Source organism: Pedobacter sp. 22226 (genome assembly GCF_052045455.1).
GTDB lineage: Bacteria > Bacteroidota > Bacteroidia > Sphingobacteriales > Sphingobacteriaceae > Pedobacter > Pedobacter jeongneungensis.
On sequence record NZ_JBQEPB010000006.1, the window covers coordinates 216,426 to 232,623 of the forward strand.

Sequence of the window (16,198 nt, forward strand, 5' to 3'; positions counted from 1 at the left end):
AATCACACAATCCCAACAATAAAACAATTCAACAATATATATGAAATACCTTTTTACCCTTTATTTCGCTCTGATCTGTACGCTCACCTTCGCTCAGTCCAAAACCACTTATGTTGATTCCTACATTGGTTCAGGTAGTCACGGACACGTTTTTGTAGGTGCTAATGTTCCTTTCGGTGCGGTGCAGCTTGGTCCGATGAATATTTTCAAGGGCTGGGACTGGTGTTCGGGTTATAATTATGGCGACAGCATTTTAACCGGTTTCTCGCATCTGCGGTTAAGTGGTACCGGAATCGGCGATCTTGGCGATGTGCTGATTATGCCGTTTACAGGAGCCATCAAAACTGATAAAGGCACTGAAGAAAACCATAAGAGCGGTTATTCTTCAGTGTATTCGCATAAAAATGAAAAAGTCCGTCCAGGTTATTATGCTGTAAAACTAGATGATTACAATATCGATGTAGCACTTACCGCAACTGAAAGGGTGGGATTTCACCGTTACAAATTCCCGTCTGGCAAACCAGCCCAGATTATTATCGACCTAAAAGAAGGCCTCAACGATAAGGCTACCGATACCTATATTGAGCAGGTTGATGCTTATACCCTGAAAGGTTATCGTTTTTCATCAGGCTGGGCCAAAGAGCAGCAGGTATTTTTCGCCATCCGTTTCGGGAAAGCCATTGATGCCTTTAATGTGTATGAAGAGTCAAAATCGCTCAATGCCAAAAAAGGGCAGGGGAAAGCAATTAAGGGATTGATCAGTTTAGGTACTTCGCCCGGCACCATTCAGTTTAAAGTAGGCATTTCGCCCGTAAGCAGTGAAAATGCACTGGCTAATATCGCCGCAGAGATTCCGGATTGGAACATGGACGCTGTAATTAAATCAGCAGATGATAAATGGAACAAAGCGCTTTCTAAAATCGAAATTAAAACCGAAAGCAAGACTGATAAAAGGGTGTTTTACACCGCTCTGTACCACGCGATGATGCATCCATCCCTGTTTAACGATCATAATGGTGATTATCAGGGTGCGGATAATAAAGTACATCAAAAACCTGCTTTCCAGAATTATTCGGTGTTTTCTACCTGGGATACTTACCGTGCCGAACATCCCCTTTTCACTATCCTCAATCCTGATAAAATAAGCGATTTTGTAAATACCATGCTCGCCATTTATGATGAACAGGGTTATTTACCTATATGGCATTTAAACGGTTACGATACCGGAACCATGGTTGGAATAAGCAGTCAGCAGATTATTGCCGAGGCTTATTTAAAAGGTTTCCGAGGTTTTGATGCCGAGCGGGCCTTCGCTGCCATGAAAAAAACGGCGATGTCGGATCTCCGCGGATTAAATTATGTACGTGATTTTAAAGCCATTCCTTCTGATATTGGCGTCAACAGGCCCGTTGCCAATGGTTTGGAAGATGCCGTTGCTGACGGGAGCATCGCCTTAATGGCAAAGGCCATGGGCAAAGATGCCGATTACCAGTATTTTGAAAAACGTGCGAAAAATTACCAGTTGTATTATGATAAAACCGTTGGGTTTCCGCGTGGTAAAATGAAAGATGGCAGCTGGAATCCTGTTTTTGATCCCCTAAAATCAACCAAACCTTACGCCACCGATTATGCCGAAGGTAATGCCTGGCAGTATTTATGGCTGGTACCCCAGGATGTAAAAGGACTGATTGAAATGCTGGGTGGCGAAAAAACATTTACGAAAAGGCTGGATGAATTTTTTACCATTCCGGCTGCAGGAGATTTGGTCGATCTTACCGGAAATATCGGTCAGTATGCCCATGGGAATGAGCCAAGTCACCATATTGCTTACCTGTATAATTATGTGGGGCAGCAATGGAAAACAGCCGAAAAAGTGCGGTACATTATGGATGAATTTTACCACGACCGTCCGGATGGCATTATCGGTAATGAAGATTGTGGGCAAATGTCAGCCTGGTACATTTTTTCTTCGCTGGGTTTTTATCCGGTATTTCCTGCCTCAGGGCAATACGTAATTGGTAGTCCGAAATTTGATGCCGCAACCATTAAACTTCCGCAGGGGAAAAGTTTTACCGTAACCGCAGTAAATAACGGTCCAAAAAATATTTACGTTCAAAGCATTACGCTGAATGGAAAACCTTATAGTAAAACCTTTATCGAACATCATGATATTGTAAGCGGCGGAGTAATGAAAATGACCATGGGTGCCAAGCCAAATTATAGTTTTGGTGTTCATGCACCTAACCGGCCTTAAATAAATAACACAGTGGTGGATCGCAAAAAACACGATACCAATAGTAATTTCCTCAGCTATTGAAAATACAGGTAAACCGATCGGTTTACCTGTCTAATCTTCTTTCTTCTGTACAGAATTTTTCCTGCTCATTATTTTGCAGGTTTTTAGGCTTTTCCAATAAAAAAATAGGTTTTAGGCGCATAATTAATTAAATATTAATTTTTCCTTAAGGGTTAACTGGTTCTTTAGCCTAATTATCTAACCATGATTATAATGAAAATTTAGTATGAGAAAATTATTGTTTTTCCTGCTCGGCTGTTACATTTCCGTAAGTGTGCATGCGCAGGGTACGCCTGTAAAGGGCAAGGTGACAGATGAAAACGGCGGCCCTCTGGTCGGTGCTGTTGTAAAAGTGAAGGGTGGCAGTGCCGCCAGCTCTACAAATAATAACGGTGAGTACGCCATAACTGTTGCTTCGGGCGCTGTGCTTACCTTTTCATTTGTGGGTTATACAACAAAAGAATTGCCCGTTGGAGGAAGCAGGACGATAAATGTAAGCCTTAGCGAAACGGATAAAAGCCTGGAAGAGGTTGTGGTGGTAGGTTATGGCACCCAAAAAAAGACCAGCCTTACCGGTTCGGTTGCCTCGGTATCTAACAAGGAGATTACCACTACCAAAAACCAGAATGTACAGAACATGCTTACCGGTAAGGTTCCTGGCCTGAGGGTAGTGCAGGGAACTTCTGAACCTGGTACATTTAATAACCAGTTTGATATCCGCGGTTTTGGCAACAATCCGCTGGTGATTATTGATGGTGTACCCCGGGGGAACCTGAGCAGACTTGATCCCAATGAGATCGAAAGCGTTTCGGTGCTTAAAGATGCTTCTGCAGCCATTTACGGGGCACGGGCAGCAAACGGCGTAATTGTAGTTACGACCAAAAAGGGCGCTATGGGTAAAGCCTCAATCGAATATTCGGTATTTGCAGGCTTCCAGCGGCCTTCAGGTTTGCCTAAGCCACTTAATGCGGTAGATCGGTTTACCATCCTCAATGAAAGATCGATGCACAATATCAATTCTCCGGTACCTGCCTTTTCTGATGATGTAATCAGGCCGTTCCTTGATGGAACCAGGCAAAGTACAGATTGGTACACTATGGTGATGAGAAAAAGTTCGGGTCAATCTCAGCACAACCTGAGTGCAAGCGGAAGTGCCGAAGGAGGGAAAATTTCCTACTTCATGAATTTTGGTTATTCTGCCCAGAGCGGCCTTTGGAAGTCAGACGATCTCAATTATAAGAAATACAATTTCAGGTCGAATGTAACTGCACAGGTAACCCGCTCGCTAAAAGCTACCCTTAACCTGAGCGGAATTATGGATGAACAGAACCGTCCGTACCGCGATTCGTGGGAGATTTTTAAAAATCTCTGGAGATCACATCCTGATGACCCTTATTATGCCAACAACAATCCCGCCTACCTGTTCAAAAACCAGGCAGATTATAATCCCGGTGCCATTGCCGATTCAGATATTTCCGGATTCAGAAAATACAATAACAAGATTTTTCAGAGTTCCTTCAGTCTTGATTATGCGGTGCCGTTTGTTAAAGGACTTTCGGCCAGGGGGCTTTTTAGTTACGATGCCAACCTTACCGATAACACTTCTTACCAAAAAACCTTTTCTGTATATGATTACAACCCAACAAACAACAGTTATACCGGCGTAAAATATCAGATCCCGAATCAGCTTAACCGCAGCTACAGCACCACGCCAAACAACCTTTTGCAGTTTTCGTTAAACTATGAGCGTACTTTTGCGGGCAAGCATGACCTAAAACTTTTTGGTGCCTATGAAGAGGAAAACAACTCTGGCGATGCTTTTCAGGCGCAACGCGAACTTTCTATTCAGCTTCCTTACCTCTTTGCCGGAAATTCGCTAAACCAACAGGGATTTAATAACCCTGCCGACGTTTTTCAGACCAGCAGGAAAGCATTTATCGGCCGGATCAATTATGCCTACAGTTCGAAATATCTGCTGGAATTTGCCGTGCGCCGCGATGGTTCTTCGAAATTTCCGCCAAGTGATAAATGGGGCTTTTTCCCTTCAGGATCGTTGGGCTGGAGGATTTCGGAAGAGGGTTTTATCAAAAACAACAGCGCGCTTTCTTTTATCGATAATATTAAACTGCGCGCAAGTTATGGCGTGGTGGGGAACGACAGCGGCTTAAATTTTCAACATGTCCAGGGTTATGATTATCCTGCAACCGGAAATTCGCAGGGACTCTCTAACGGATATTTTTTCGATGGATGGACGAATTCGCTCGGCTTCAGGGTGCTTCCAACCCCTAATTTTACCTGGTATGAAGGCAAAATGCTGAATTTTGGGCTTGATGGTGAATTCTGGAAAGGTAAATTCGGTTTCTCTTTCGATGCCTTTCAGCGTAACGGAAGCGGGATAGCAGCAAACAGGTCGGTTTCTTTTCCGGCAACTTTTGGAGCGGTAACCGGATTGGAAAACCTAAATTCTGATCAGACCCGGGGACTGGAATTGCTTTTAACCCATAGAAATACAATCGGTAAGGAGCTAAACTATAGCCTCAGTGGAAACATCAACATTACCAGGACGAAAAACAGATATGTAGAACGCGGACGGGATGGCAACTCTTACCTGAACTGGAGGAACAACACCACCAACCGTTACAACGATGTATGGTTTGGTTATGGCTATGTAGGTCAGTACCAAAGCAATAGTGAAATTGCCAGGTATCCGGTATATACCTCAAGGGTAACCCTGCCGGGAGATTATATTTATGAAGACTGGAACGGAGATGGAACCATAGATGACATGGACCGCTATCCTATTGCAACAACGCTCAATCCGACAGGGGATTTTAATAGCAAACAAAACAATCCGCTGCTCACCTTTGGATTGAATATAAGTGCTGATTATAAAGGCTTTGACCTGAACGTGCTGTTGCAGGGGGCGGGGATGTCTTACGTGGCCTACGGTGAAATGTACCAGACAATTTCGGAAAACGCACTTGATTTCTTTATGGACAGGTGGCATCCGCAGGACCCGAAAAAAGACCCTTACGATCCTTCCAATGTATGGATTCCGGGTTACAATGCCTATTCGGGTACCCAATATGAAATCGACTCAAAAAGAGGAATTCAGAACGGATCTTACCTTCGGGTAAAAAGTATCGAACTGGGGTATTCACTGCCCAAAAAACTCATTTCGAAGGCCGGGCTTCAACAGGTGCGCTTTTATGCCAACGGTTATAACCTGTTTACCTTTACCAATGCCATCGGGGTAGATCCCGAGCATCCTTCCAACATTTACGGATACCTCTATCCGTTAAACAAAACGGTAAATTTTGGCGCCAATATTAAGTTTTAACTATAGAATCGGGAAATGATTATGAAAAGATTCAATTTTATTATAACAGTGTTGTTTGCTGGTGTATTTTTCTCCTGTAACAAACTGGAACTCTCTCCTCCAAACATCATTCAGGATGATATTGCGCTGGGAACAGACGATGGGGTAAAGGCTTATATGGCTACCCTCTACAATAACCTTCCGATTGAGGATTTTAAATACAGTGCCGATAACCAGGGTACCAACGGATTTAACACATGGAATATCATCAGCACACTTTCGATCAATACCGGCGAAAATGCAAACCGCAACAATGGCGGGTTTATCAATCCTGCCAGAGGATACTTTGCCGAAGCCTATAAAGAGATCAGAAATATCAATTACCTGCTGGCCAACCTGCCAAAACAGGGACTAGTGCCTGCCAGCGTAGCAAAATGGCAAGCCGAGGCTTATTTTTTAAGGGCCTACACTTATTTTGCCCTGGTTAAAAGGTATGGGGGAGTACCAATACTGAAAGAAACCCAGAACGATTATGCGGGAGTAGATCCCTCACAACTGCTGGTACCAAGGAGCAGCGAACAGGAAAGTTACGATTTTATTGCCGCTGATCTTGATCTGGCAATTGCCGGCTTAAATACCGTAAGCGAGAATAAGGGTAGGGCAAATAAATTTATAGCTGCAGGTTTCAAATCAAGGGTAATGCTTACCGCTGGTTCAATTGCCAGGTATGGAACCCCATATATAGTAGGAAATGTAATGCTGAACGGAATTCCTGCCGACAAGGCGAATACCTATTTTATTGCCGCCTGGCAGGCCGCGAAACTGCTCGATGGTCAGTATAGCCTGTACCGTAAAAAATGGTCGGCAACCGACCGCCTCTCAACTGCTGACAATTATGCGGAACTGTTTCTTGATACTTCCAGCCCGGAAAATATTTTTGTTAAAGGTTATTCTTATCCGGAATCTGTTCATAGCTGGGATGCCCTCGAATCTCCGCAACATATGACCTCTACCTACGGTGACCGTTTCTGCCCGACATTAGATTATGTTGAGCTTTTCGATGGTTTGCCTAAAAATGCCAAAGGCCAATTGAATACACTAAATGCCGATGGGTCGTATAAGGTTTTTAACAACGTGAGAGAACTTTTTGATAATGCAGAGCCACGCCTGCGCGGTACCGTCCTGCTTCCCGGCCAGGCTTTTAAAGGACTTAACAATGATATCCGCCGCGGTACTTTTATCGAAAGTGTTGATCCTTCGGTCCCTGTACAAAAGTTTTTTCCGGATGATAGTAAAACCAACTATACCACTCTTGCCTATTACAATGCTAACATCAAACAATCATCTGATAACAGGCCGGGAGTGCAGATTCCCATTGTGCTTTCCAATGGTGAGAAAATTTTACCGGCCGGTTTAGATGGTATCCAGTCTGGTTCGGGTGCCGGCTCGGTAACCGGTTTTTCAGGGCGTAAATACCTTAATCCAAACTTAACGGTAGGTGCAACCGCGCTGCACATGTCTACGCAATCGTGGATAGAAATGCGCTATGCAGAAATTTTGCTTAACAGGGCAGAAGCTGCGCTCGAAATTTTTCAGAACGGTGGTGCCGTGGCAGGAACAGATCTCCAGGCAGATGCCTATAACTGCATTAACGATATCCGCGGCAGGGCAGGAGCAGTATTGCTGGGCAGTCCAGGCGAATTATCTGCGGCCAGTGCAACTCCTCTTATTGCAGGTGGCTATGTACTCGCCCCTAATCGTGGTCAGCAGATCATCAGGATTGAGCGCAGAAAAGAACTCGCTTTTGAAAACAAATTGTACTGGGACATGATCCGCTGGAGAACCTTTGACCAGGAAGTAAATGCAAGAACATGGAGAAGGCTTAATCCTTTCCTGTTTTCGAAGGGGGCAGTTAACCAGGGCACTGATTATATTCTGGGTAAATATATTTTCGATTGCCGTTTCGATGAACGCAATTCGGCCTTCACCTTCCCCGTGCGTAATTACTATGAACCGATTCCTGCAGGAGAGGTGGCAAAAGGACTTAAACCGAATCTGAGTAACTAACAATCAAAAGAAACAAAAATGAAAAGAAATATAATATATGCCCTGTTGTGTGCTGCCGCGCTGATGGGTTCTTCCTGTACAAAAGATAATTACTTATCCCCTGATGCAGGCATATCAGGTGCGTTAACTGATGCCGGCGGTAAAGCCCTGCAACTTGAGCAGGGAAAGGGAAGCGCAAGGATAAAGCTCGAGGAACTAAGCTGGAACAATAACCCGACTGCCCAGGACCTTAATTTTTTACAGGATGGAAGATACAGCAACAATAAACTTTTTGCCGGGCGTTACCGTGTTGCCCCTTTCGACGGACCTTTTTATCCGCTGGATAGTGCACAAATGAAAACCGTTGAACTGACCAGTGGCAATACTACCGTGGCCGATTTTAAAGTGGTGCCTTACCTTAATGTAGATTTTGCAGGCGAACCTGTGGTTACCGCCGATAAAAAAATCTTGGTATCTTTTAAATTTACACGGAATGCTGCCCCTGCTGGAAAAACACAGCCCGCACCTTTGGATTATCAGCTTTTTATTTCCACTACCCAGTATGTTGGCAACAATAACTTTGATAATACCCGGGTTGGGGGAGTTGTGGCTGCAACGGCAGCTATGGAAAACCAGGTGCTCACTATTTCATCCTCACAACCGATGAAGTATGCCACAACATATTTTATCCGCATTGGGGTAAGGGTAAACGATGCCTTTAAAAAGTACAACTATACAACAGTTAAAACCGTACAGGTTCCCAACTAAAATAAACTGCTCCCCTGTATTAATATCGGGGAACAGTTTATTGATATAAAAGAGGCAAGCGGTTCGCTATGCCAGGCCTTTTTTGTCATTTCCGCTAATTTTGCCACTGTTTTTGTGATAGAAATCCATTTTTCTGTTCGAGAAAACGGTACAGGGATCGATCCCGGCCATCATCAAAAAATCTTTCAACATTATTACAGAATTGAAAATGACCTGAGCAAAACCACTTCCGGTTTTGGTATAGGTCTGTACTTCTGTGCTGAAATTATTTCATTACATGGTGGCACAATATGGCTAGAAAGTGAACCCGGCAAACGATCAACCCTTCATTTCACACTTCCGCGGTATTAAGACGCTTCGCCGCTCCCGCTTGGTGCCCTGATTCCATTTTCACTGCTGCCTTTAAACTTTTCCGAACTATTGCCCTGCGGTTTTGTTATTAATCAAACTTAAAACCAATAGCAATGAAAGATCCCAAAGAAAAAGAAGAGAAGGACGAGAATCAAAATATTAACCCGCAAGAGAAATCCACGCAGGATTCGAACTGGGACGAACACCAGCGGGTAGATGAGGAAGGAAATGAACTTGATCCGGAAGACATTAAATAACAACACATGAAAAAAATATTAATGGTATTAACCTCGCACAGCGGGATGGAAAATACCGATGGAAAAACAGGTGTGTGGCTGGGCGAATTTACAGACCCTTATTATGAATTTATCGATGCCGGTTATCAGGTAACGCTGGTTAGCCCGAAAGGAGGGCGGCCCCCTGTTGATCCGGTAAGCGAACTCACAGAAAATATAACCGGTTCTAACCGCAGGTATCAGGATGATGAAACTGCAAAGACTGCGTTTTCGCAAACCCATTTGCTCAATCAGGTAAAGTCTGAAGACTTTGACGCAGTGTTCTATCCCGGCGGGCACGGACCAATCTGGGATCTGGCTCAGGATAACAACAGCGGAATTTTAATCCTTGATTTTTTAGACGCCGGCAAACCGGTAGCTGCTGTATGCCATGGTCCGGCGGCATTGATCAGTGCAGACAGGCAAAGGCCCGGGTTTTTAAAAGGGAAAATCATTTCAGCTTTCAGTAATACCGAAGAAACTTTGGTTGGCCGTAGTGGTAATGTGCCGTATCTGCTCCAAACCAAACTGGAAGAACTTGGCGCCGAAGTAAAAACCGCGCTCGTGCCCTTCTTGTCTCATGTAGAAAAAGATGGATTGCTCATAACCGGTCAGAATCCTTTGTCGGCAGGCCCGGCAGCCAAAGCCCTGATTGATTTATTAGAGGAATCATAAAATTATTTATAAGCTTTACAGGCTGATGGAAGTTCAAAGGCTTTCAAAAGCTTGTAAAGTTGCTTTTGCGTAAATATAATTCAGATATATTTGTGCCATGTTCAATACCGGTATCTTTTTGCCTATCATCATTATTGCGGGTATGGCCTATAGCATACTGGCAAAAAAGCTAACCGTTACAGCTGCTTTTACAGGCGCAATACTGGCGGTAATTATTTTCAGCGCAGCAGGTTACACAGGGCTTGCAATGATGACGGCATTTTTTATTATGGGTTCTGCCGCCACCTCCTGGCAGGAGCATAAAAAGAAAACTTTTGTGCCTGTGGAGGAAACAGGTAAAGGCCGTAGTGCGTTGCAGGTACTGGCCAACGCCGGTGCTGCTGCCATTGCAGGTATTCTGATTCTATACTATCCTCAGCTCAATTATCTGATGTTTCCGGCTATGGCAGCCGCTTTTGCTTCAGCAACAGCAGATACCCTCTCATCAGAGCTTGGAATGGTTTATGGGAGCCGTTTTTTTAATGTTATTTCTTTCAGGCCCGACAGCTGTGGGCAAGATGGAGTAATTAGTCTGGAAGGAACCTTAACCGGTATTGCCGGAAGCGCCGTTATTGCCGGCATTTATGCGCTAGGACGGGGATGGGACATCAGCTTTTTATTTATCGTACTGGCAGGGACCGCAGGAAACCTCACCGATTCAGTATTAGGCGCTGTGCTGGAGCGGAAGGGGATAATCGGGAATAATGCGGTTAATTTTTTGAATACCCTGACGGCCGCCGGAGTATTGTTACAGTTGGAGTTGTTGCTCAGGTAGGGATTTACATTCCAATATATTTATCCGGAAAGCTTATGGTCGATCTGCATTCCGTTTTATCTCCGGATGCAGGGATAACGAATATCTTAGCATTAATCCTTCAGTCCCCGCCCGGTAGCTCATAAACCAAACTTTTTTCCTGTAGATACTGTTCTCCATTTTAAGATGATGCAAATTGTTTAAACGATATGGTTTATAATGGTGCAGAACGATTTGCTGTATATAAGGTAACTGATTGTGGTATAGTATGATAGCGGTAATATGAAAAAGACGGTATCCGATAAGAACATCCCTAAGGTGAGGCGTCCGTCTTATCTCGGATTTGATATCGAAAGTTATCCCTGGAAAAAAGAAATCAATTACCGTGATCATCCGCAGATGTACCGTGTTGGAAAAGGAGAGCAGGGTGTGTTAATCTGTGAACCCTACAAGTCTTTAATTGGCCCATTATGGCGTTTTAAGGATCCACAGATTGCCAGGCAGAGTGCAGATGCAATTTTTAACTGTTTTATAGATTTTACAGAAGACGGTGATTTTGTAGGCGCCGACCTGGCCCGGAAGTATCTTCAGATGGGATATACCCGTGCGAGGCGCTATGCCAATTATAAGGGAGGCAATAAATACGATAAAAAAGATGATTATGCCCCTTTAACACGTGGTACCGGAGAGGAGCAAAAGGCAGAGGCTGCTTTAATATTTTATGATTACTGGAAAAAGGCAGAAGCAAATCACTGGTATCGTGAAGAAAAAATCTGCTGGAAAAAGAAATATGGCTGATTTTAGTAGAAAAAAAATATAAAAATAAATTGATAGTTATGGAGATTAATCAGAATGGTGGTGCTCTTGAGGCAGCCAATAGGAACAAATTCGAAGAGGGGGTGGTAGAAACGCGCTGGATGGATGTGGGAGAGCCACATTACGTCATCAGGGATGGCCTCGATCTCGAAGAATATGCAGCTAGGGCCAAAGCGGTGCTAGAATCGGAAAAAGATATTGCACACGATTTTACGGGCAAGGTAATCAGTGAATCGGGAGATCGGGAAGTTTTGTTTGAGTACAAATCAGGCTGGTTTTTGGAGGGGCTCGCTGAAGGAGAAATCGAATAAAAAAAAGAGCTATTGAAGGTTACATCAGCCAGGGGTGATTAAAACAGTTGAAAAAACAACCGCTCACAACGGTTAATTATTTTTTATTGGCGGGAGCCCGCGCCGGGCCTGCAGGGCTTCTGTCATCACAGCCTTCAGGTTACATAAGCATGGGCAATCTACCATTTGATATAAGTAATAAAGATTTTTATGATCTCACCTTATCTCAAAACTTTCGGCCTGTTTCTGTGGTTGTAACACCATGCAGATTTTATCCCCTTCGGCTGCGCATGGTCCAGCGAGAAAATTATATCCCTATCAGCAACACGCTATTGAAACCCTTTTTGAAAAAATGCAGGAGGGAACCGACAGCCCGCGTTTACTCTATCAGTTGCCTACTGGTGGTGGTAAAACTGTCATCTTTTCTGAAATTGCTGACCGCTTTATCAAAAAATACGGGAAAAAAGTTATCGTGCTTACCCATCGGCAGGAGCTGTGCAGGCAGACTTCGCTGGCACTGAAAAATACAGGCGTTAATAATAAAGTTGTGAACAGTACGGTTAAAAGGATCTCTAAAAAAGATTATTATCACTGTTATGTGGCCATGGTTGAAACCCTTAAACACCGGATAGATGATGGCGTTATCGATACTGAAGGCGTGGGGCTTGTCATCGTGGATGAGGCTCATCACAATTCTTTTCATAAACTGCTTAAGAAATTTCCCGGCGCCGGGGTAATTGGTGTAACAGCAACACCATTTTCGGCAGATGTATCCAGACCGATGAAAAACTTTTATGGCGAACTGGTGCTTGGGGAACCCATAAGTTCGCTCATCGAAAACGGGTTTCTGGCAAAACCAAAAAGTTTTGGTTATGAGGTAGAGCTCAATACCCTCAACAGGGGTATTCATGGTGATTTTACGGTAAGCAGTTCCGATGAACTTTATTCGTCTAAAGCCATGCTCGATCTTTTAATTCATGCCTACAGGGAACATTCTCTGGGTAAAAAAACACTGATTTTTAATAACGGAATATTTACCTCCCGTAAGGTGCTTGAAGTTTTCCAGGAGGCAGGTTATCCGGTACGCCATCTTGACAACCAGACAGAAAGTGCAGAACGGGTTGAAATATTAAAATGGTTTAAAAAAACAAAGGGCGCTATACTTACCTCGGTTTCCATTTTAACAACCGGTTTTGATGAACCTTCAGTTCAGTCTGTAATATTAAACCGTGCAACCACCTCCCTTACACTCTACCACCAGATGATTGGCAGGGGAGCAAGGCGTTTGCCCGGTAAAAGAACATTTAACATTACAGACCTGGGCAACAATGCAGAAAGGTTTGGAGAATGGGATGCGCCGATAGACTGGCAACATGTATTTGAAAACCCCGAAATCTATCACCAGATTCTGGCGAAAGCTACCGATGATATCCACCAGATGCCTGCGGAAATGAGGAATAAGTTTCCCAATAGCACGGGGATATCTTTTGATGTATTAGCCGCCTATCAAACAGCTATGGAGAAAGGAGAAAAGGCAAGGTCTGTACTCCGCAGTTCCATCAGACAACATGCGCTTATGTGTGCAGACAATGCAGAAACGGTAACAATGGCGCTTGAATTATCTAAAGAACTTGATAAGGAAATCGACTGGAGGATAAAGCAATATGCCAAATGCCTGGGTACGGTAACCAAAAACTATACGAAGTGGCTGGGCAGCGACTACCGGAGCCGTTTGCAGGGCCTTATTGAAAAAATAATGTCGCGGCGGGCAGCAATGCGTACAGCGGTTTAAAGGCAGTTTGGAATTTAGCAGCGTGGAAAAATCATGATAGTGAACTATTGTAACAGCGGCTGGGAAATCATAACCCAACGTGCGCACGGGCTTCTGGCCGGACAGATATGTGCAAGATGGAAAATTTCCGACCAGCCCAACCGCTGGGTAGAAACCCTGATTGCCACTACCGAGCATGACGATGTTTTTAACGAATTTAGCCGGGGTCCGCTGCTATGCGATAACGGTGGTCCGTTGGATTTTAAAATGACTGCATTTGACATGGAGGCCTGCATTGAGATGATGGATAAAGCCTTAAGCAAGAGCCGTTTTATCGCGCTGCTTTTTGCACGGCATATCTCCTTTACCCATGGAAGTGAAGCGGCAGCAAAACCTTATCTCGCAAAACTTAAAAAGCAGGAACCGCAGTGGATCAAAGAGGCCCGGAGCAGTATGGAAGAAGTAAACCGCGCTTATGCACTGCTTGAATTTTGTGATGCCTTTTCGCTGCTCATCTGCCAGGACCAGATTCCGCCCGAAGAGCGCCGCCTCGAAATCAGTCAGGGGCCTGGTGGAACTTCTTATCAGTTTTTTCAGCAAGAGCAGCGGCTTATTGTTAAACCCTGGCCCTTCGGGTGTGACAGGTTTGAGGTGAGCTACGAGCGGCTGAGCTTAAAAGATATCAGTTTCGAAAACGATAAGGTATTTAGAAAGGCCTTGCAGAAGGCACCGGTCGAACTCAGGAATGTGATCATCTCCAGGCAATAATCAAACAAACAGATAACCATTTAGTACACAATTTCAGTTAATCTAAATCGTTTTTACCCAATATTTATCCCATCAAAATAATAATTTAATCACTAACCATGATAGTCCCTCAGAAACTACCTGCTTATGAATATCACATCAATCCGGATTTAACCGGTATCAACTGGCAACGGGTGCTCGAACTGTTCCAGAAAATCAACTGGAAACATCGCCTGGCAGAAGAAATAGAAAAGGCCTTTGGCATGAGTACTACTACGCTTTTTATCTATCATGGGGATATTATAATCGCTTTCGGCAGGGTAGTAGGAGATGGAAGATATTATGCAATGCTGGCCGACATCGTTGTTGATCCGGATTACCAGGGTCAGGGGCTTGGAAAATATCTCGTCAGCGCCTTAAACGCTCAGTTAAATAATTATCATTTTGTTAACCTGAGCGCTGCTCCGGGTGCAGATCGTTTTTATAAAAATCTTGGCTGGAAGAAGCAAACCACGGCCTTTATATGGCCTCAGGGACCAAAACAGCTCAGGCAGCACTGCGAAAAGGATTAATAACGCGCCGCATTAATCTTAAAGTCTCAACATTTTGCAACATCATTTAACCCATAAAAAAGACCGCAGATATGATTTTGTCTGCGGTCAGTCGTTTTGTTGTTCTCGCGATCCGGAAATCGTTTGTAACCGGTCGTTAATTAATTTTAAGCTGCTCCTCTTATCAAACGTAATATCACAGCAATTACAGCGATTACCAGCAAAGCGTGGATAATTCCGCCAGTGTAATATCCCCCGAAAAAACTAATTGCCCATATAATGACAAGTACAACTGCAACCAGATAAAGTAAGTTTCCCATGTTTTTAAAATTTAAGTTTTATTAACAACAGGATTTATTCCTTTTAGTTTTAATGATATGCGTAATCTGTATTAATGGAACATCAGTTCTAAAAAATATAAATGCAGATAACCAAACCGATCGGTCATATCTGATGTTCTACGCACATGGAAGTATTTGTAAATGAACAGTCTGGCCAACGGGCCGGTAAGTGGATAGGGCGTTACACCACAGAATTGCTTTTTGGTGCAGCCCTTGGTGTTTCACTGGCGGCACTCTGTTTAATGTATGGCAGAGAACGCAGGAATCGTTTAAAATCCAAAACATCCGAAATAAAACCCGATCTGAATATGGAAAGATACATTTTTGATATCGCAACCAGCAACGGCATCAAACAGGCCATTGTTGAAAGTAGTGGTGAATGTTATAGCGTAAGCCTCGAAAATGCTTTTCTCGGTACCATGTGGCAGGATCCCGCTCACGGCATGCAGTGGAAAACAGAAGATCAGCCGCTGCAGGAGCATCTTTGGGATATCTCCGCTGCGCTTTCAGAAGCATTTTCCAGAAATGGTTTTCCTGCAATACTTAAAGGGGCATATCCTGAAATTATCCATACCGGATGGAAAACCAGTGAAACTTTGGAAATTACCCTTAATCCTGATACCGATCTTGAGGTATTCAGCACTTTTCTTCAGGATGAAGTGATGAACCTGGTCGATTTCGACGAACACCTGGACCTGGTAGTTAAGAAAAAGGACGATGCTTATTTCAAAATAATAGCGGTTAACTGATAAAACAAAGAAAGGAGAATATGATGCCATGGTATAATGGAGATTACCCTCCGTCATATAAAAACCAGCCTGTTTTCCTGAGGGAAAAGGCTGTAGAAATAGCAAATGCACTGCTTGCCGAAGGTTTAGAGGAAGGACTGGCAATAGCCACCGGGCTTAAACGGGCGAGGCAGTTCTTTGAGGATGATCCTTCCGGTAAGGACGATGCGTTGCATGAGGCAGAAGGCGACCGCGAAACGCTGGAGCCTGGTGATTTTGGGCCTGATGAAGGAACAATAAATACCGGTAACGAAAGCGAACTCACCTATAGGGCAGAACGTTTCCGGATAAGTACAGATGAGCTTAAAGCTGCCGCCCTGATGCGGGGTAATAAGCTTTCAGAAATAAAAAAATACCTCAAAACATAACCT

General features: G+C 43.9%; 17 protein-coding genes. 15 read left to right on the forward strand and 2 right to left on the reverse strand.

Annotated elements, in window-relative coordinates:
* Positions 1–40: 40 nt before the first annotated feature.
* The 4 genes from ACTJKC_RS15580 to ACTJKC_RS15595 all read left to right on the forward strand — a co-directional run bounded on the left by ACTJKC_RS15580 (position 41) and on the right by ACTJKC_RS15595 (position 8,429).
* Positions 41–2,254 (forward strand): GH92 family glycosyl hydrolase, encoded by a 2,214-nt coding sequence (locus tag ACTJKC_RS15580; protein WP_440793298.1) that lies wholly within the window; start codon positions 41–43, stop codon positions 2,252–2,254.
* Between the two features lie 268 nt (positions 2,255–2,522).
* The gene (locus ACTJKC_RS15585) at positions 2,523–5,636 is read left to right on the forward strand and encodes a SusC/RagA family TonB-linked outer membrane protein (protein ID WP_440793300.1); all 3,114 of its coding nucleotides are present in this window, start codon (positions 2,523–2,525) and stop codon (positions 5,634–5,636) included.
* 21 nt (positions 5,637–5,657) lie between these two features.
* Positions 5,658–7,682 (forward strand): RagB/SusD family nutrient uptake outer membrane protein, encoded by a 2,025-nt coding sequence (locus tag ACTJKC_RS15590; RefSeq protein WP_440793302.1) that lies wholly within the window; start codon positions 5,658–5,660, stop codon positions 7,680–7,682.
* Positions 7,683–7,700: 18 nt separating this feature from the next.
* Positions 7,701–8,429 (forward strand): DUF3823 domain-containing protein, encoded by a 729-nt coding sequence (locus tag ACTJKC_RS15595; RefSeq protein WP_440793304.1) that lies wholly within the window; start codon positions 7,701–7,703, stop codon positions 8,427–8,429.
* Positions 8,430–8,495: 66 nt separating this feature from the next.
* Here the strand turns inward: ACTJKC_RS15595 and ACTJKC_RS15600 are convergent, their stop codons facing one another.
* The gene (locus ACTJKC_RS15600; RefSeq protein WP_440793563.1) at positions 8,496–8,621 is read right to left on the reverse strand and encodes a hypothetical protein; all 126 of its coding nucleotides are present in this window, start codon (positions 8,619–8,621) and stop codon (positions 8,496–8,498) included.
* Between ACTJKC_RS15600 and ACTJKC_RS15605 the strand changes: the two genes are divergently transcribed.
* From ACTJKC_RS15605 to ACTJKC_RS15645, 9 genes are all read left to right on the forward strand, one after another.
* The gene (locus ACTJKC_RS15605; RefSeq protein ID WP_440793561.1) at positions 8,610–8,780 is read left to right on the forward strand and encodes an ATP-binding protein; all 171 of its coding nucleotides are present in this window, start codon (positions 8,610–8,612) and stop codon (positions 8,778–8,780) included. The two genes, ACTJKC_RS15600 and ACTJKC_RS15605, sit on opposite strands and share 12 nt — an antisense overlap.
* Before the next feature lie 113 nt (positions 8,781–8,893).
* On the forward strand, positions 8,894–9,037 hold the full coding sequence (locus ACTJKC_RS15610; RefSeq protein WP_440793306.1) for a hypothetical protein: 144 nt from the start codon (positions 8,894–8,896) through the stop codon (positions 9,035–9,037).
* A gap of 6 nt (positions 9,038–9,043) precedes the next feature.
* Positions 9,044–9,730 carry a type 1 glutamine amidotransferase domain-containing protein gene (locus ACTJKC_RS15615; RefSeq protein WP_440793308.1) on the forward strand — a complete coding sequence of 229 codons (687 nt, stop codon included), beginning with the start codon at positions 9,044–9,046 and terminating at the stop codon, positions 9,728–9,730.
* Between the two features lie 97 nt (positions 9,731–9,827).
* A complete protein-coding gene (locus ACTJKC_RS15620) occupies positions 9,828–10,544 on the forward strand; it encodes a DUF92 domain-containing protein (protein ID WP_440793310.1) in 717 nt (238 codons plus the stop codon).
* A gap of 261 nt (positions 10,545–10,805) precedes the next feature.
* Positions 10,806–11,321, forward strand: a complete 516-nt coding sequence (locus tag ACTJKC_RS15625) for a DUF4385 domain-containing protein (RefSeq protein WP_440793312.1) — start codon at positions 10,806–10,808, stop codon at positions 11,319–11,321.
* Between the two features lie 38 nt (positions 11,322–11,359).
* Entirely contained in the window at positions 11,360–11,650 is a 291-nt protein-coding gene (locus ACTJKC_RS15630) for a hypothetical protein (protein WP_440793314.1), read from the forward strand.
* 241 nt (positions 11,651–11,891) lie between these two features.
* Entirely contained in the window at positions 11,892–13,421 is a 1,530-nt protein-coding gene (locus ACTJKC_RS15635; protein WP_440793316.1) for a DEAD/DEAH box helicase, read from the forward strand.
* A gap of 33 nt (positions 13,422–13,454) precedes the next feature.
* Entirely contained in the window at positions 13,455–14,168 is a 714-nt protein-coding gene (locus ACTJKC_RS15640) for a DUF3891 family protein (RefSeq protein WP_440793318.1), read from the forward strand.
* 98 nt (positions 14,169–14,266) lie between these two features.
* On the forward strand, positions 14,267–14,719 hold the full coding sequence (locus tag ACTJKC_RS15645; RefSeq protein WP_344850196.1) for a GNAT family N-acetyltransferase: 453 nt from the start codon (positions 14,267–14,269) through the stop codon (positions 14,717–14,719).
* A gap of 146 nt (positions 14,720–14,865) precedes the next feature.
* Here the strand turns inward: ACTJKC_RS15645 and ACTJKC_RS15650 are convergent, their stop codons facing one another.
* Positions 14,866–15,018 carry a lmo0937 family membrane protein gene (locus ACTJKC_RS15650; RefSeq protein ID WP_115684176.1) on the reverse strand — a complete coding sequence of 51 codons (153 nt, stop codon included), beginning with the start codon at positions 15,016–15,018 and terminating at the stop codon, positions 14,866–14,868.
* 146 nt (positions 15,019–15,164) lie between these two features.
* On the opposite strand from ACTJKC_RS15650, the gene ACTJKC_RS15655 reads away from it, so the two are divergent.
* Together ACTJKC_RS15655 and ACTJKC_RS15660 are read left to right on the forward strand one after the other, a co-directional pair.
* A complete protein-coding gene (locus tag ACTJKC_RS15655; RefSeq protein WP_440793321.1) occupies positions 15,165–15,788 on the forward strand; it encodes a hypothetical protein in 624 nt (207 codons plus the stop codon).
* Between the two features lie 20 nt (positions 15,789–15,808).
* On the forward strand, positions 15,809–16,195 hold the full coding sequence (locus ACTJKC_RS15660) for a DUF3606 domain-containing protein (RefSeq protein ID WP_440793323.1): 387 nt from the start codon (positions 15,809–15,811) through the stop codon (positions 16,193–16,195).
* The last annotated feature ends 3 nt before the right edge of the window (positions 16,196–16,198 follow it).

Bases quoted from the DNA above. Each gene is read 5' to 3' on its own strand.
- ACTJKC_RS15590 (WP_440793302.1), top strand. From the start codon at position 5,658: ATGAAAAGATTCAATTTTATTATAACAGTGTTGTTTGCTGGTGTATTT.
- ACTJKC_RS15660 (WP_440793323.1), top strand. From the start codon at position 15,809: ATGATGCCATGGTATAATGGAGATTACCCTCCGTCATATAAAAACCAG.
- ACTJKC_RS15620 (WP_440793310.1), top strand. From the start codon at position 9,828: ATGTTCAATACCGGTATCTTTTTGCCTATCATCATTATTGCGGGTATG.
- ACTJKC_RS15595 (WP_440793304.1), top strand. From the start codon at position 7,701: ATGAAAAGAAATATAATATATGCCCTGTTGTGTGCTGCCGCGCTGATG.
- ACTJKC_RS15615 (WP_440793308.1), top strand. From the start codon at position 9,044: ATGAAAAAAATATTAATGGTATTAACCTCGCACAGCGGGATGGAAAAT.
- ACTJKC_RS15600 (WP_440793563.1), bottom strand. From the start codon at position 8,621: ATGTTGAAAGATTTTTTGATGATGGCCGGGATCGATCCCTGTACCGTT.
- ACTJKC_RS15630 (WP_440793314.1), top strand. From the start codon at position 11,360: ATGGAGATTAATCAGAATGGTGGTGCTCTTGAGGCAGCCAATAGGAAC.
- ACTJKC_RS15635 (WP_440793316.1), top strand. From the start codon at position 11,892: ATGCAGATTTTATCCCCTTCGGCTGCGCATGGTCCAGCGAGAAAATTA.
- ACTJKC_RS15580 (WP_440793298.1), top strand. From the start codon at position 41: ATGAAATACCTTTTTACCCTTTATTTCGCTCTGATCTGTACGCTCACC.
- ACTJKC_RS15585 (WP_440793300.1), top strand. From the start codon at position 2,523: ATGAGAAAATTATTGTTTTTCCTGCTCGGCTGTTACATTTCCGTAAGT.
- ACTJKC_RS15640 (WP_440793318.1), top strand. From the start codon at position 13,455: ATGATAGTGAACTATTGTAACAGCGGCTGGGAAATCATAACCCAACGT.
- ACTJKC_RS15655 (WP_440793321.1), top strand. From the start codon at position 15,165: ATGGAAGTATTTGTAAATGAACAGTCTGGCCAACGGGCCGGTAAGTGG.
- ACTJKC_RS15650 (WP_115684176.1), bottom strand. From the start codon at position 15,018: ATGGGAAACTTACTTTATCTGGTTGCAGTTGTACTTGTCATTATATGG.
- ACTJKC_RS15610 (WP_440793306.1), top strand. From the start codon at position 8,894: ATGAAAGATCCCAAAGAAAAAGAAGAGAAGGACGAGAATCAAAATATT.
- ACTJKC_RS15625 (WP_440793312.1), top strand. From the start codon at position 10,806: ATGAAAAAGACGGTATCCGATAAGAACATCCCTAAGGTGAGGCGTCCG.
- ACTJKC_RS15645 (WP_344850196.1), top strand. From the start codon at position 14,267: ATGATAGTCCCTCAGAAACTACCTGCTTATGAATATCACATCAATCCG.